The organism is Lactococcus sp. AK05 (assembly GCF_041026685.1).
GTDB lineage: Bacteria > Bacillota > Bacilli > Lactobacillales > Streptococcaceae > Lactococcus > Lactococcus lactis.
The window spans coordinates 346,936-363,451 of sequence record NZ_JBFTEI010000002.1 but is presented as its reverse complement, the minus strand read 5'-3'; the positions used below and the strand labels follow the sequence as shown (position 1 = coordinate 363,451).

Here is a 16,516-nt window from a genome sequence, read left to right as displayed (position 1 = left end):
GTTTTTATTCTTTAATTTGGAAAACCATGGCAGTTCTAGGTTCAAGGATTAGATTTAAATGCCCTTTTGACCAACCAAAACTACTTCTTGGACCAAAACCACCAAATTTTTGGTCATCACTATCGAAGATAAGTTCTGGTTTTTCAGGAAATTGGAGTTGAAGCTCTTGTTCATAACTAGGATGGAAATTAAAGACGAAAAGAAGTTGCCCTTTTTTGTAAGCTAGTAATTTATCCGAATTTTTTATCCAAAGTTGTTGGACAGATTCTGGGCTTTCTAAAAACTTGTAATATCGTTCTAGATTAATCATCGCCTGGTCAAATGCCAATAAATATTGGAAACGCAAATCTTTATTATCAGCTAAAGACCATTGTCTTCTGGCATGTTGGAAATCATCATGATTTTCTTGACGCGGAAAATCAAGCCATTCAGGGTGGCCAAATTCATTACCCATGAAATTTAAATAACCCTCACCAGCCAAACTAAAAGTAATGAGGCGAATTAATTTATGCAACGCTATGGCACGGTCAATTTTTAGAGAGCGACTATTAAGGTCCATTTTCCAATAAATCTCTTCATCAGCTAACCACATCATAATCGTTTTATCACCAACTAAAGCTTGGTCATGACTTTCAGAATAACCAATATTTTTTTCACCAGGACGTCGCGTCGTTAATTCCCACCAAAGGCTCAATAAGTCAAGACTATTATCCGTTTTTTCTTTCAATTGTTTAATCCAAAAATCAGGAATTCCCATTGATAAACGGTAATCGAAACCAATTCCACCACTTGAAATAGGTAGGGCCATTCCCGGCATGGCTGACATATCTTCAGCGATTGTTGTTGCTGATGGATTGAATAAATGTGTTAATTCATTTGCCAACATCAAATAAGTCACCGCTTCGATATCTGTATTGAGCGAAAAATATTTGCTGTAATCAGTAAATGCAGTCCCTAAACCATGATCATGATAAAGCATTGAAGTCACACCGTCAAAACGAAAACCGTCAAAATGATAGGTATCCAACCAAAATTTAAGATTTGAAAGTAGAAAATGAATCACTTCATCTTTGCCATAATTAAAAAGTTTTGTCTTCCAAGCTGGATGATTTCCTCGTTCACCTTCATGAAAATACTGATTTTCTGTCCCATCAAAATAGTTGAGACCATCTTCGATATTTTTTACAGCATGTGAATGAACCACATCTAAAAGCACTCGCAAACCCATACCATGAGCTTGATCAATCAATTCCATCAAATCTTCTGGCTGACCAAAGCGACTAGATATTGCAAAGAAATTGGAAACTTGATAACCAAAACTAGCATAGAGCGGATGTTCCATAATTGCCATCAGTTGAATAGTATTGTAACCAGCCTTTTTAATTCTTGGTAAGACATCGCGCGTGAATTCTTTATAAGAATTAATTTTATAGTCTTCAGTTGAAATACCAATATGTGCTTCATAAATCAAAGGAGCTTCTTTTAACTGAGGGGCTTTATTCTTCCAATCATATTTTGGTTGAACAATCACTCCATCCAATTCATGGCGTTCATTGGGAACAGCAAACATAATATAAGAGGGAACACGATAAACTGTTTCACCAGACGGTAAAAGCAGTTTAACCTTCACCTTAGAACCCACAGGTAGCATACCCGGAATTGAAATTTCCCAAGTCCCACCATAGGCTTGTTTCAACTCAAAATTGTTTTCCCAATTATTGAAATCTCCAACCAACCAAGCTCTTTTAGCATTTGGTGCCCATTCGCGAAAAGTCCAGTGTTTACTTTCTTGTTGGAAGCCAAAATACTTATAACCATTAGCAAAATCAACAAGCGAACCATCAGTTCCTAAAAGCCGTTTTTTTGTTCGAGCAAATTCAAAAAGCCGCAAAGACAAATCTTCTTTGAAAGGTTCCAAATAAGGGTCGTAATCCAAAATATTTAGAGGCATAAGCTATTCTCCTTTTTACTGAAAATCATTTCTAGCTCTATTTTATCACTTTTGCAAAGGTTTTCACAACGAAATTCCCATATAAAATAAAAAATATTTACTGACAGAATAGGTCAGTAAATATTTTTATTCATCATTAAAACCAAACCAAGGGTCTTCCTCACCTCCGAGTGCTTCTTGGCCAAAAGAAAGTGTTTCTGGAATTTTGGGAGCATTAAAAATTTGCGAAGGAGTTGCTACTTTTTCTGTCAGTAAATTTTTTTGGTCAGCAACTTTTTCGTCATTAAAAAAATGAGCCTCTAGGCTTTGAATATAATCATAAAACTCTGTCAGTAAATCATGATAAGCCTTTAATTCACTTGTTTTATTTAAATATTTATAATTAGCCTGAAACTCTCCCCAACGTTCAGCAATGTGCTTACTTTTCATAAAATCATTATAATCCATATTTGTTCCTCGTTCCTTTCTCTTTATTATACATCATTATCCTTAATGCTTAAGCGGTAATATTTATTATTTAAAACAAGACTCAATTTAGAGGAGTGATGTAAAAATAATAAAACGAAAGTGAAACTTTACTCTTTTAAAAAAGCCTTAACTTGTTTTTTTTGTTACAAAAGTCGATTTAGAATCAAATTTTTAATTTTTATCGGTCTTTTTTTATTAATCATTTAAATATTTATGAAATACCAAAAAAAGATTAATAGCTCAATGGTGCCGTTTTTTTGCAAAAAAGGCATATTAGGAACTAACAAAAATATAAACAAAAGTAAAATAATAGAATTTAATGTACGAAATTTATTACAAATTTGTATTATATTATGCTATAATATCCTAGAATCGGTAATTTTTATAAGAAAATGTAATCAATAAAATACATCTCTTGCAAAAATGATTTAAAATCAAAAGGAGGACATTATGAAAAGTAGAAAAAAAGTTATTTCTATAATTTTAGGTTTAATGTTGCTTTTACAATATGTTATTACCCCAGTTGGAGCAATTGCAGGAGCAATAAATGAAGAAACAAATGATTCGGATATAACATTAAGTCAATTTAAAATAGATGAATCCGAAAGTAATGCTGATTTAATGACATTTGATTTAAGTCTCAAGATTAATCAGTCAACATTGAAAAGTAAAACAACTGCTATTGAATTAGATAAATCAATTAAAATTAATGAACCAAATGAGGTTAACAGACAAAAGTCAACAGCATCTTATACTGCTGACGAAAATAGATTGACAATAGACCTTAATTCAATAAATACAAGTGAAGTGAAAATCAATTTTTCAATCTCTAAAGAACTTTTGAAAAACTTTGAGCGATTAACAGCCAAATTAAATGATAGTCAGGTTGATGTATTGTTGCCAAAAACGAGTTCGACTTCAGAAGCTCCAAGTCAGTCAACCTCCACTGTGACTCAAAATACCGTTACGCCTGAAATCAAAGAAAAAGAAAGCACTACGACTAAACATTCAGAACAAGCTAAAAAATCTGTTGAGAATCAAGATATTCGTAAACTTCTAGAAGAATCAGGAATTTCACCAGCGACTATTATCGACTCAGCTAAGGTCATATATCTTGATAAAGAAGGAAAACCTTATCCAGATCAAACAGATGTTCCGATAGATGCAGAAGTTCAAATCGATTATACCTGGAGTATTCCAGAAGATATCTTACCATTGAAATCAGGAGATTATTTTGATTTTAAACTTCCTGATGGGGTAACAATTGAGCAAGCGACATCATCATTGGGAGATTATGGAACCTATACAGTTAATGCAGATGGAACCGTTCGTTTCGTCTTCAATGAAAAAGTTGAAAACTATCATGATATCAATGGTACCTTTCATTATGATGCACATTTCGATAAGACAATCGTTCCAGGAGAAGTTGTAATTGATACACCAACGGAGGAAAATTTTCCCCCTTCAGAAATCCATGTTCGGCCAAACTATGACCAAGCAATTGATAAATCAGGACATTTCGATAAAACTCCAAATCCTAGTAAAGTTATTTGGGAAATAAATATTAACCGTCCATTAAATACAATGGAAAATGCTACACTTACCGATCCAATGCCAGAAGGAACAACTTATGAATCCGTCGAAATTTACCCTGAGACAGTTGGAAAAAATGGAGAAATCATTTCCATTGATAAAGAACATCCTTTAGTAAAAGGTACAGATTATACTGTTGATTCAAATGGAAAAATTACTTTTATTGGTAAGTACGCTACCACCGAACAAGCATTCAATGTTGTCTACACAACAACTATTGATGAAAGTAGCATTCCAGAAAAAGAGGGAACTGTAAGTTTTAAAAATACAGCGACATTAAATGATGGAAAAACAGATACCAATGCAAGTGCCTCTGTTACTGCACAATATAAAGGACCAATTAAAAAAAATAAACCATCCTCCACAGGAAGTGATCAACTTTATAATTGGAGTATAGAATACAATTATAATGAAAGAAATCATAAAGCTGGGGCATTTATTGAAGATAACATGAGTGATGCCATCGAGCTGGTGAACGGAAGTGTTAAACTTTATAAAATTACTTTTGATAGTAACGGAAAAGAAATTAAAGGTGCTCAATTAAAAGAAGGGGAAGATTATAAACTTGTACAAGACCCTAATAATCCTCAAAAATTTAAAATTGAGTTTATTACTGATATCGATTATGCAGTAAAAGTTGAATATCAAACGAAGGTTAAAGATATCGTAGATGGAAATGTCACTATTGATAACTCAGTAACAACTGATACAGGAGATAACAGCGAGTCAGGTGGTAATGCGACTCAACAAGGAATCGTTAAAAATATTGACGGAGCTATTGATTACGAGAATAGAGAAATTCCATGGAAAATAGATATTAATAGTGCAGGCTATTGGATGGAAAACTGGTCACTTGAAGACAAAATGTCTGAAGGTTTGACTTTCCTTGAAAATACTTTCCAAATTATTGATAAAACTGCTGGAAATAAAGTACTCTCCCCAACAGAATATACACTGGTAAAAACAGCAACAGGCTTTTCAGTTTCCTTTAATTCCCCACTTAAGGAGGGAACATATCATAAATATCAAATTAAATACAAAACAAAATTTGATACTAGTGTGATTGATAATGGGTCTGGTCATGAAGGAGATATCAAATTTGTAAATGATGCTTCAATGACTTGGAAGGATCAAAATGGAGGAGATCATACTAATAATGATCATAAAGAATTTAAACCAATACCTCCGTTCCAATATAATGGACAAAAATCTGGTTCATATAATGCAACCAGCAAAAAAATTACATGGACAATTGCAGCAAATTTCAATCAACAAGAATTAAGCAGTGCCTCAATAATTGATCCAATCTCTGATGATCAAAACTATGTTTCTGGAAGTGCTAAAGTCTATGAAGCTACGATTAATAAAAATGGTACTTATACTTTAGGTGCTGAAGTTACTTCAGATATGGGAATAAAAATAATAGAAAGCAAGGGAAGTGTTAAGGTAGAACTACCAGATGGAAGCACAAAAGCCTATGTTCTAATATTTGAAACAAGTCTAGAAGGTAACCTCATCAATCAGAAGGAATACAAAAACAAAGCGACATTTACAAATAAGGACATTTCACATGATTTAAGCGCTAGTGTCACTCCTGCACATCAAGGAGAATTCGTAACGAAAGATGGCTCACAGTCGAGTACAGATTCTAATTATGTAAATTGGAAACTTACAGTAAACGCCTCGCAATCTACCTTAAAAAATGTTGAAGTTACCGATAATCCTTCTTCAAATCAGTATATTGTAGCAAAAGATATTCTTATTTATGGAACAAGTATTGATGCCTCTGGTAATATTACTGAGAATAAAAATATTATACTTGAACAAGGCAAAGATTATTCTGTTGATATCCAAACTGATAATTCTACAGGTGCTCAAACAGTTAAAATTAAATTTTTATCAGAAATTAACACTGCATATGTTGTAGAATATCGTGCATTAATTACCTCTGACAAATCTAATGATGTTGTAAGTAATCAAGCCCGTATTACTGGAGACAACGAGAAAACAATAGAACAAGATGTTGAAAAAGACGTGCCCGTAATTAATCATAACGGAAGTGCAAACGGATCAAAAGGTTCAGTTACATTTGAAAAGGTTGGACCCCAAAAGGAAAAACTTGCAGGAGCACATTTACAACTATGGTCTATTGGAAAAGATGGTAAAAAAGATAAATTAATTCGTGAAGGTGATACAGATGGCAGTGGTGATTTAAAACTTGGTAATCTTAGAGTGGGAGATTATCTTTTAATAGAAACGAAGGCTCCAACGGGATATACAATTGATGAAGAATTAGCGAGTGGTAAAAAGGTAACAATTGCACAAGATGGAAAGAATTCTAATTTTCCACTTCAAGATATTCTAAATGATCCTACAAAAGTTGTTTTGAAAAAATTTGGGTTAACAATCAAAAATGGCGAAGAAGTAAAAAACCCTCTTCAAGGTGCAGAATTTGAAGTTTTGGATAGTACAGGACAAGTCGTTTCAGGTTATGAAAAAATTACCTCGGATAACTCAGGAAATGTAACGATTGAAAAACTATTGCCTGGTAAATATTCACTTGTCGAAATAAAAGCACCGACAGGTTATATTTTAGATCCTACGCCAATTGAATTTGAACTTAAAGCCAATGAAGAAGGAATCATACCAGATATCAACTTGGAAAAAGTTAACTATCAAGGTTCAGCTCAACTGATTAAACATGATAATAATGGTCAAGCTCTTTCTGGAGCGGTCTTTAAAGTTGTTGATAAAGATGGAAAACCGATACAAACAGGTTTAACTTCTGGTAAAGATGGTAAAGTTATCGCTAATAATTTAGCTCCCGGTGAGTACTCATTTGTTGAAACACAGGCTCCTACAGGATATATTCTAAATACAAGTCCTGTTCACTTTACAATTTCAGACAAAGAAGAAGGCCAACCAAAAGTTGTTAATGCCTCGGATAATTTTATCAATTATAAAGGATCAGCTGAATTAATTAAAGAAGATAGCCAAGGCCAACCACTTTCAGATGCAATCTTTAAAATTGTTGATAAAGCAGGAAATACTATACAGTCTAATTTAACATCTGGTAAAGATGGTAAGGTTACAGTTACAGGCTTGGCTCCAGGTGACTATTCATTTATTGAAACCCAAGCACCAACAGGATATATTCTAAACACAAATCCTGTTCACTTTACGATTTCAGATAAAGAAGACGGTCAACCCAAAATAATTATAGCCTCAGATAGCTTTGTTAATTACCAAGGATCAGCCCAATTAATTAAACGAGATAGCCAAGGCCAACCACTTTCAGGTGCAATTTTTAAAGTAGTCGATAACACTGGAAAACTAGTAAAAGAAGGTTTAACATCTGATAAAGCTGGTAAAGTAAATGTTACAAGCTTGGCTCCGGGTGACTATTCATTTATCGAAACACAGGCTCCGACAGGTTATGTTTTAAATACTAAGCCTATTGATTTTAAAATCTTAGATGAAAGTGAAGGCCAGCCTCAACTTGTTGTCGCTTCAGATAACTTTATTAATTATCAAGGATCAGCTGAATTGATTAAGCATGATATCAACGGTCAAGCTTTATCAGGTGCAATCTTTAAGGTGATTGATGCAGATGGAAAAACCATAAAAGAAGGTTTAACTTCTGATGAAACTGGTAAGGTATTAATTGAAGGTTTGGCTCCAGGTGAATATTCATTTGTTGAGACTCAAGCCCCTAAAGGATATATTTTGAATACTCTGCCAGTTAACTTTAGCATCTCAGATGAAGAAGAAGGTGAAGTAAAAGTAGTCATGGCTTCAGATAACTTTATTAATTATCAAGGATCAGCTGAGTTGATTAAACATGATAGTCAAGGTCAAGCTTTAGAAGGTGCAATCTTTAAAGTTATTGATTCAAAAGGAAAAATAATCAAAGAAGATTTGGCTTCCGATAAAACTGGTAAAGTATTAATTGACAATTTGGCACCAGGAGATTATTCATTTGTTGAGACAAAAGCTCCAAGTGGCTATATCTTGAATACTTCAAAAGTTGATTTTACTATTTCAACAAAAGAAGAGGGTCAACCCAAAGTAGTCATGGCTTCCGATAATTTCATCAACTATCAAGGCTCTGCTGAATTAATTAAACATGACAGCCAAGGTCAAGCTTTAGAAGGCGCAATCTTTAAGGTTATTGATTCAAAAGGAAAAATAATCAAAGAAGATTTGGCTTCCGATAAAACTGGTAAAGTTTTAATTGAAAATCTTGTACCAGGAGATTATTCATTTGTTGAGACAAAAGCTCCAAGTGGCTATATCTTGAATACTTCAAAAGTTGATTTTACTATTTCAGCAAAAGAAAAGAATCAACCAAAAATAGTTATGGCTTCCGATAATTTTATCAATTATCAAGGCTCTGCTGAATTAATTAAGGTAGATGAGAATGGTAAATATCTTTCAGGTGCAGTCTTTAATATTACTAATAGTGAAACTCATGAAGTAGTTATCAAGGGGGTCAAAACTGATGCAAATGGAGTAATTAAGGCAAATCATCTAAAACCAGGTAAATACACTTTTGTTGAAACAAAGGCTCCAAAAGGTTATCAATTAAGTCAAGAAACTAGAGCTTTTGAAATTAAAGCAAGCGCAGAAAACAAACCACAAGTTGTTAATACTGGAAAGTTCGTCAATAAAAAACTTCCAATTACACCTAAAAAACCAGAATTACCTAAGACAGGAGAAGAACGAAATACTTTCTTGCCTATAGTTGGTGTTGGACTATTAATGGTGGGTGCTACTTTATATGTATTTTTTAAAAGACGTAAAATGTAAAATTATATAAAAACATGGCTTTAGCCATGTTTTTGATTTGGAAAAAGTGGTAGTGACTTAATACAAAAATATTGTTAGTTTGTAATACGATGAAAATCATGGTTCGTTATAATGTCAAATTATTTTCAAATAGTCAAGGTTCGATTTTTTTTAAAAAAATTAACCAAAAAATAAAGAAATATATAGGAGTATTTGTGACGATAAATACGAAAATTTATAAAATAAAAAGTCACTAAGAAGATTTTTAGTGGCTTTTTATTTTATAAATTAATCAGAATTTGTGGTTTCATGCCGAGTGCAGGAATCGAACCTGTGACCCCTTCGTTACGAGTGAAGTGCTCTACCGACTGAGCTAACTCGGCACATAATGAAAGTGGTTACCCACTTTTATTATGATACAACTTTTTAAGCCTATTTTCAAGAACTAGAAGTCTTTAGCATTTGGTTGATTGTAGCCGTAACGCTCACAGAAATCTTCTCGGAATTCCAGAAGGTTATCATCCATAATGGCCCCGCGAACGTCTTTCATTAGATTTACGAGGAAGTGAAGATTGTGGTATGAACAAAGACGAAGACCAAAAGTTTCATCGGCTTTGATTAAATGACGAAGGTAGGCGCGTGTATAGTTAGTGCATGTGTAGCAATTGCACATTGGGTCAAGTGGAGTAAAATCGTGTTCGTATTTAGCATTACGAATGTTAACTCGACCGAAATGAGTCATTAGAGTTCCATTACGAGCAATTCGTGTAGGAAGAACGCAGTCAAACATATCAACTCCACGAATAACGCCATCAATCAAGCTGTCTGGTGCACCAACACCCATTAAATAGCGGGGTTTGTCTTCTGGAAGCATTGGTGTTGTAAAGTCAAGGACAGCATTCATTTCTTTATGAGATTCACCAACGGCAAGGCCACCGATAGAATAACCAGCGAAATCCATTGAAGTCAAGTCTCTAGCTGATTGACGACGTAAATCTTCAAAACCAGCTCCTTGAACAATCCCGAAAAGTCCTTGGTCATTTGGACGACGATGAGCATTGAGTCCACGCTCAGCCCAACGGGAAGTTCTTTCAACAGAGGCTTTGACATAGTCATAGGGTTGATAGAAGGGTGGACATTCATCAAAGGACATCATGATATCAGAGCCAAGATTATTTTGAATGCTTATTGCTTTTTCGGGGTTAAGAAAAAGTTCACGTCCGTCCAAATGGCTCTTGAACTTAACGCCTTCTTCTGTGATATTTTTTTTGTTTTGAACTAGGCTGTAAACCTGGAAACCACCACTATCAGTCAGGATAGGTTGGTCCCAATTCATAAATTTGTGAAGACCGCCAGCTTCAGCAACAAGTTCATCTCCGGGGCGTAACCAGAGGTGGTAAGTGTTTGAGAGAATAATCCCTGAGCCTAATGTTTTGAGTTCTTCTGGGCTCATTGTTTTAACGGTAGCTTGAGTACCTACGGGCATAAACATTGGAGTTGGGAAGGTACCATGTGGTGTGATGATTTCTCCTAATCTTGCTCCTGTATGTTTTTCTTTTTTTATTAATCTGTATTTTATTGCGTGTTCTGTCATAAGATTCCTTTATTTACTCGTAGAATCGAGTCTTCTTGTAGCTTAAAAAGCAAGCACTTATAAGTATAACAAAAATTAAATGCTTTTTATAGATGATTTTTTGAAAATCGGGCGAAAGTCTTAGAGATTTTGCCTATTTATTGGTATAATTAAGTAAATATAATGTAAGACAAAGTATTGGGAGGTATTTTATGTCAAGATGGGAATTGAAAAATCAAGCCAAAGGAGCTTTAAAAGATAATTTTGGTTCAAAAATGTTACTCTTTATTATTCCAATTATTGCGGGGATTTTAGGTGGAGGAAATGGTGTAAAGCAGTCCATGGACTACAATACTTCTAATTTTGATAGTATTCCAGGTAGTGTTTGGATGGTGATTAGCTTTGCGACTTTGCTTATTGCTATTTTAATGATTGTTGTAGCCTTGTTTGTTTCAGTAGTAACAGTTGGGGCAATTTTTAACTATATCAAAATTTTCCGTGGTGAACGAAATAATCCACAATTTAAAAATGTTTTTGGACCTTTCTATGATGGTTCAGCTGGCAAAATTATTCTTTTAAGTATTGTCAAAGGGGTGATTTTTGTTGCCTTGATGTTTATCCCAGTGATTGGTTGGGCATTTGCAATTTATTTGGGACTTGGTTGGTCACAAGCAACTTATGTTTTGTTTGATCAGTTAGAAGAAGGGCGTTACAGCGGTGTTATGGGCGTTCTTAGCGAATCAGCAACAATGATGAAAGGTTTGCGTGGAAATTACTTCATTTTCAAATTGAGTTTCTTCTGGTGGTATGTTCTTTATGGTATCTCAGGTGGTTTAGCAGGATTCTGGACTACTCCTTACCTCAACATGGCTTCAATTGCTTATTACGAAAATATTGGTAAATAATAAAAAAGCTGTCAAAGTTACTGACAGCTTTTTTTATTTACTGACAGAACAATCAGTAGCTTAATTTTCACGTTTAGCATGACGTCCATGAACGAAATGGTAAATGACAGCAATTAGAAGTGCAAGAATTGCTGATGCAAAATAGAGATTACGATAGCCTAATAGAGGCATAAACATTCCTAAAATAAAGGGTCCAAAACCGACACCCATATCCATAAAGCCAAAGAAAGTAGAAGTTGTGATTCCTAAACGATGAGCTTCTGAATTACGGATGGCAATAGCTTGTCCAAAAGGCGAAAATGAGCCGTAGCCTAAACCGATAAATATAGCAGCAAGGAGCAACATCCAACCAGAATGAGCAAAACCAATCAGTAAAAGACCAAGTGCAAAGAAGAGGTAGGTTGGATACATTACAAAGTTATCACCAAAGCCGTCAAAGACACGACCAGTAATTGGACGAGAAAGAAGGACAGTAATGGCATAAACTAAGAAGAAAAATGAGGCAGCCTCTGAAAGATGAATATTACGAGCGTAAGCATCCATAAATGACAGAATACTTGAGTATGAAATACCTATGAGAAAGGCAATTAATGAAATTGGTAAAGCTTCTTTTTCAAAGTAATTTGACCAAGCGAATTTTTTATGGACTTTATTATTGACAGAATTAGAGCTGTCAGTAGTTTTTTCAACATGTATGAAGAAAATTCCGACCAAGGCAATAAATAAAAGTAAGGCAGAAAGCCAAATTAATGAATAAAAACCTGATGTCCGGTAAAGAAACATTGATAAAAAGGGACCAACTGCTGACGATAATGTGACAGAAAGCGCATAATAACCAATTCCTTCACCACGTCTTGAAGAAGGAACAATGGCACCAGCCAAAGTTCCAGAAGCTGTTGCAGCAATACCAAATCCAAGTCCGTGTACAAGACGTAAAATTAATAGTAAAACGACACTATGCACAAAGAAATAAGCAAAGGTAAGCAAGAAATAAATGAGTGTTCCTATGTACAAAAGTTTTTTTGCACCAAGGCGTTTCATATTATTTCCAGCCCAAAGTCGAGCAATAAATCCGCCGACAATAAAAATTCCAGATAAAATACCAGCGATACTAGCAGAAGCGTGATAACGTTCCATAGCCATTGTACCAATAACAACAGTAGGGAGATAAAAAACAAGATAAAAAATAAAATTAAGTAACATATTAACAACGAAAGTTGTTGTCCAAAGTTTTTCTTTCATAAAGTTCCTTTCTTTGAGAAAAATTTATGAATGCGTAAACATCCGCCTAAAAAACAGATAAAACTCCCGCTTTTTAGACGAGAGTTTTGTGTTTGCGTAATTCAACTTTATTATTGTATCAAAAAAAATCGAAAAAATGTTGCCGGGGAAACGTAATAGTCTATAGAATAACTTTTGTAGTCATTTTTTTCCTAAGCCTGAATAGGCATATTCAATTTTAATACAGCGATTCATCACAATTTTATTTCTTCCTGCTTCTCGAAGAATTTGTTCAGCTTCTTGAGATTGTAAGCCCAATTGCGCCCAGAAAATATCGGCGTCAGTTTCAATGAAGTCACGAGCAACATCCGCCAAAAACTCACTTCGACGAAAGATATCAACGATATCAATGTGAAAAGGAACTTCTTTGATAGAAGCGTAGACTTTTTCACCTAGTAATTCACGGCCAGCAAGTCTTGGATTGACTGGAATAACATGGTAGCCATTTTGTTGTAATCCTTGAGCAATTAAAAAAGATGAACGGTCTGTTTTATCGCTAATCCCAACGACAGCGATGGTTTTTGCATTTTTGAGATAATCAAACATTGCCTCTTGTTCTGGATTTTCAAATTCGTACATTAGATTTCCTCCTCCTGCTTTGTTTTTATTATACAATATTAAGGGAAGTGGTGTGGTTTAAAAGCTTCTTTAAAATGATTATAAAAGTTTTTCAGAATTGTAAAATTCTTGAAATTTTTTGCTATAATTAGGCTATGAATAAGAAACAAATAAAAACACTAACAAGCGTCATTGTAGTCATTATTGCACTGGCTGTAGGATATTTTGGTTCGGGACGTCTGCATTTGGGACAAGGGAATAATTCGGCTACTGATAATAGTAGCCAAGTTTCCACAAAATCACTGGCAAGTTCGGTTAAACAAGCTCCTTTAACTTTTAAAAATCAAAGACAAATGGTCATGGCCAATACTGATGCTTTAGGTCGTGCGGTTGATTCACATATTCAATTGAAAGATTCTCAAGAACCTAAAGTCAAACGTGAACCCTTGACTTATAATCCGGTTGGTTGGCATAATTATAATTTTTATTATAAAAAATCAGATGGTTCGATTGGTAAAATGTGGCTAATGGCTCGTGGCCATTTGGTGGGTTATCAATTTTCAGGTCTAAATAATGAAGCAAGAAATTTAGTGCCAGAAACGGCTTGGTTCAATGGTGGAAATTTCACTGGAACGAACGATGGAAATACAGCCAGCATGCTTTATTACGAAAATCGTTTGGACAGTTGGCTTGCAAATCATCCCAATTATTATTTAGATTACCAAGTGACCCCTCTCTACGAAGGAAATGAACTTTTGCCTCGACAAATTCGTTTGGCTTATGTTGGAATTGATAAAAATGGTCAAACCTTGTCTATCAAACTCGGTGGTGGTCGTGAAAAGTCAGGAAATGGTGGAGCAACTGTCGTTGTTCTTGACAATGTCGCTCCAAATGCAAAAATTAATTATGCTGACGGGACCGCAGTTAACACAGTCAGCCCTAAATAGTTACTGACAGACTGTTCTGTCAGTAAAATAAAGCTCTGTCAGTAAAAAAAATGCTTGAAAAATCAGTCAAAAGACTGAGAATTCGGGCTTTTTTTCTTGCTATAATTAATATATAAATACAAATTCATGAGTGATTAGAATTTGTTAATTATCGGAGGAAAGAGAATGTTTTTACTACTTATACTATTTTTAGCTATGTTACTTTTTATAAAAGGATTCTTTAAAATTGTTTTACCTGCTTTGATTATATTAATGATTTTGAAATTTTTGTTCGGTGGTTTAATGCTCTTACTTAGTCCGCATTTTTGGGGGACTTTGCTCGTAATTAGCATTATTGTATGGCTTGTGAGAGCCAGTCGTAGTCGTTACTACTAAAAGGAGAAAAAATGTTTGTAGGATTTTTATCAGGTTTGATTGTAATGGGGGCTTTGCTTTCAATTTTGTTAGTGCTTTTGGGAGTGATGGCATTGAGAGTATTTGTACGCTATATCTTGCCCATTTTACTTATTTTACTGATTATTCGTTTGATTATTTCAGGGATTGTACTTTTGTTTAACCCACACTTTTGGTTATTCATTGCTGTTGTCGCTTTGGTCCTTTGGATTCTTGGTAAAATTAGGAATTAAGTAGTTTATAAATAATATTAACTTATAGAAATTACTGACCTTTTTGTCAGTAATTTTTTGCTTATAATTTTATAATCATTTTTAACTTTATTGAGTGTTTTCCAAAAATTTGGTATAATTTTTTTACAACTGTGTATTTGAAACAAGCATTTTGTTTATAAAAAAGATTTCCGCTAAGGAAACATCGGAGGACGTCATGTCAAATGAATACAGATCCCGCTCGTCACGTCGTGAGCGGAGAAGCTCTCGTTGGGCAAATAAAGATTCTGATGTCGTGGAAGCGGCAGCGAATCAAGCAATCAGGCATTTAGAAGAAGAACCAGAAGGTCAAAACGTCGAACGAACTTCAAGACAAAAATTGACACATGAAAAAACACTCAGAATTCCTTTAGCAGTCTATGGATTACTTACGGGTCTGTCAGTGCTTTTAGCATTAACTTTTTATGCATTTCCTTTGTGGAAACCATTAGCCACAGCCAGCCAATCACAAAACCTTTATTCAGGATTTGCGATGCATCATGGTTTAGTTCCTTTTAATGATTTTTATGGGACAGGTGGTACGGTTTTTTATCTCATTAATTGGTTAGGGAATATTGGTGGGACGACTTGGCTTTTATGGCTTTTTGAAATTATTGCTTTACTAATCAGTGGGATTTTAGTTTATCGCTTAGTGGGTCAACAAACGAAAAATCAAACGGCATCACTAACTGTATCGGTTTTTACCTTAGTGATTATTGCTGGTTTGGCAAGAGGAGGAGATAGTCCAACGCTCTTTGCTCTTCCTTTTGCCTTATGGGCGGCACGATTTTTGAGTTCTTATTTCCAAGATAGCTCTACGGATAGGGGATTTATTCGATTTGGAATGGCAGCTGCCTTTGCCTTAGTTATTTCTCCTGTCATGTCAGTTTTCTTTATTTTATCTGCTATCGCTCTCATTATTCATAATGTGGGTAACCGTAAAATTGGACGTGGTTTTTACCAAATGCTGGCAACAATTTTGGGAGTTCTATTAGTAGGTTACTCAGTCGCTTATTATTCTCTTGAAGAACAAACAATCTATACTTCTATTGAACAATCTATTTTAATTCCCTTTACACATTTTGGTCCAAGTGGTGATTTATTATTAACTCTTGCTAAAGCTTTAGTTCTCACTCTTATTTTTGGAATTGTTGCAGGTTTCGTCCAAGGAATTGTACAACTCAAAAAGGGTGGACCAGCCAGAGTTTGGTACGTCATGATGCTTATTGGAATTGTTGGATTGACAACAATGATTGTTTTTGCTCAGACTTTTGATAGTTCTAATCTTTTGGCTGTCCTGCCATTTACAATAGTTTTTGCAGGTCTTGGGTTGACAGATAGTGATCAAATTTTGTTGAAATATCTTCAAAATCGTTTATTTGCTCCAATTTTGGCAATACTTTTTGTCATTTTTACACCAATTAGTTATCATTTCATGAACCGAACAATTGCTTCAGAAGAGCAAAGTGTGGCACAATATATTAAGGCAAATGCCACAGGTTCTGACCGAGTTTATGTTGTCGCTGATGGTAAAAATATTAACAATTTGACCAAAACAATTTCAACTTTAGATAATGTTCCAGCAAATTATCCAATTAAATTTACTCAAAGTTATGATTTGAAAGTGGGTAAATTGTCAGATAAATTCGTTGTTTTACAGGCCAGTGAAAAAGCTCCGACTAGTTTGAAAAAAGTTTTAGATAAAGACTATAAAGTGACTAACTATGCTGGAAAATATTTCCAAGTCTATAAAAAGAAATAAACTAGTGTTACCAGAATCTGTTTGTAAGTTTTGAAAATCAAAACTT

The 16,516-nt window shown here is 34.4% G+C and carries 11 protein-coding genes and 1 tRNA gene; 6 read left to right on the top strand and 6 right to left on the bottom strand.

What is annotated here, in order from left to right; translation table 11 throughout:
* Positions 1–4: 4 nt before the first annotated feature.
* Positions 5–1,951: an alpha-amylase family glycosyl hydrolase gene (locus tag AB6B24_RS06300; RefSeq protein ID WP_311805449.1), complete on the bottom strand. Its 1,947-nt coding sequence runs from the start codon at positions 1,949–1,951 to the stop codon at positions 5–7.
* 126 nt (positions 1,952–2,077) lie between these two features.
* Complete coding sequence (locus AB6B24_RS06295) at positions 2,078–2,398, bottom strand: hypothetical protein (protein WP_369164323.1); 321 nt, start codon at positions 2,396–2,398, stop codon at positions 2,078–2,080.
* Positions 2,399–2,869: 471 nt separating this feature from the next.
* Here AB6B24_RS06295 and AB6B24_RS06290 point away from each other — a divergent pair, with 471 nt between their 5' ends.
* Positions 2,870–8,821, top strand: a complete 5,952-nt coding sequence (locus AB6B24_RS06290; protein WP_311805445.1) for a SpaA isopeptide-forming pilin-related protein — start codon at positions 2,870–2,872, stop codon at positions 8,819–8,821.
* A gap of 289 nt (positions 8,822–9,110) precedes the next feature.
* On the opposite strand, the gene AB6B24_RS06285 is transcribed toward AB6B24_RS06290, so the two are convergent.
* Both AB6B24_RS06285 and tgt read right to left on the bottom strand, forming a co-directional pair.
* A tRNA-Thr gene (locus AB6B24_RS06285) sits at positions 9,111–9,183 on the bottom strand.
* A 62-nt stretch (positions 9,184–9,245) separates the two neighbouring features.
* A complete protein-coding gene (gene tgt / locus AB6B24_RS06280; RefSeq protein WP_225512384.1) occupies positions 9,246–10,394 on the bottom strand; it encodes a tRNA guanosine(34) transglycosylase Tgt in 1,149 nt (382 codons plus the stop codon).
* A 191-nt stretch (positions 10,395–10,585) separates the two neighbouring features.
* Here tgt and AB6B24_RS06275 point away from each other — a divergent pair, with 191 nt between their 5' ends.
* Positions 10,586–11,278, top strand: coding sequence for a DUF975 family protein (locus AB6B24_RS06275; protein ID WP_003129712.1), 693 nt, complete (start codon positions 10,586–10,588; stop codon positions 11,276–11,278).
* A 60-nt stretch (positions 11,279–11,338) separates the two neighbouring features.
* Here AB6B24_RS06275 and AB6B24_RS06270 read toward each other — a convergent pair whose 3' ends face one another.
* Both AB6B24_RS06270 and AB6B24_RS06265 read right to left on the bottom strand, forming a co-directional pair.
* Positions 11,339–12,520, bottom strand: a complete 1,182-nt coding sequence (locus AB6B24_RS06270; protein WP_311805439.1) for an MFS transporter — start codon at positions 12,518–12,520, stop codon at positions 11,339–11,341.
* Positions 12,521–12,700: 180 nt separating this feature from the next.
* Positions 12,701–13,138, bottom strand: a complete 438-nt coding sequence (locus AB6B24_RS06265; RefSeq protein WP_278218407.1) for a CoA-binding protein — start codon at positions 13,136–13,138, stop codon at positions 12,701–12,703.
* Between the two features lie 134 nt (positions 13,139–13,272).
* Between AB6B24_RS06265 and AB6B24_RS06260 the strand changes: the two genes are divergently transcribed.
* The 4 genes from AB6B24_RS06260 to AB6B24_RS06245 all read left to right on the top strand — a co-directional run bounded on the left by AB6B24_RS06260 (position 13,273) and on the right by AB6B24_RS06245 (position 16,470).
* Positions 13,273–14,064: a DNA/RNA non-specific endonuclease gene (locus AB6B24_RS06260; protein ID WP_010905159.1), complete on the top strand. Its 792-nt coding sequence runs from the start codon at positions 13,273–13,275 to the stop codon at positions 14,062–14,064.
* 165 nt (positions 14,065–14,229) lie between these two features.
* Positions 14,230–14,439, top strand: coding sequence for a hypothetical protein (locus AB6B24_RS06255; RefSeq protein WP_010905160.1), 210 nt, complete (start codon positions 14,230–14,232; stop codon positions 14,437–14,439).
* Positions 14,440–14,450: 11 nt separating this feature from the next.
* The gene (locus AB6B24_RS06250; RefSeq protein ID WP_010905161.1) at positions 14,451–14,690 is read left to right on the top strand and encodes a hypothetical protein; all 240 of its coding nucleotides are present in this window, start codon (positions 14,451–14,453) and stop codon (positions 14,688–14,690) included.
* A gap of 196 nt (positions 14,691–14,886) precedes the next feature.
* The gene (locus AB6B24_RS06245) at positions 14,887–16,470 is read left to right on the top strand and encodes a glycosyltransferase (RefSeq protein ID WP_311843986.1); all 1,584 of its coding nucleotides are present in this window, start codon (positions 14,887–14,889) and stop codon (positions 16,468–16,470) included.
* Positions 16,471–16,516 lie beyond the last annotated feature (46 nt).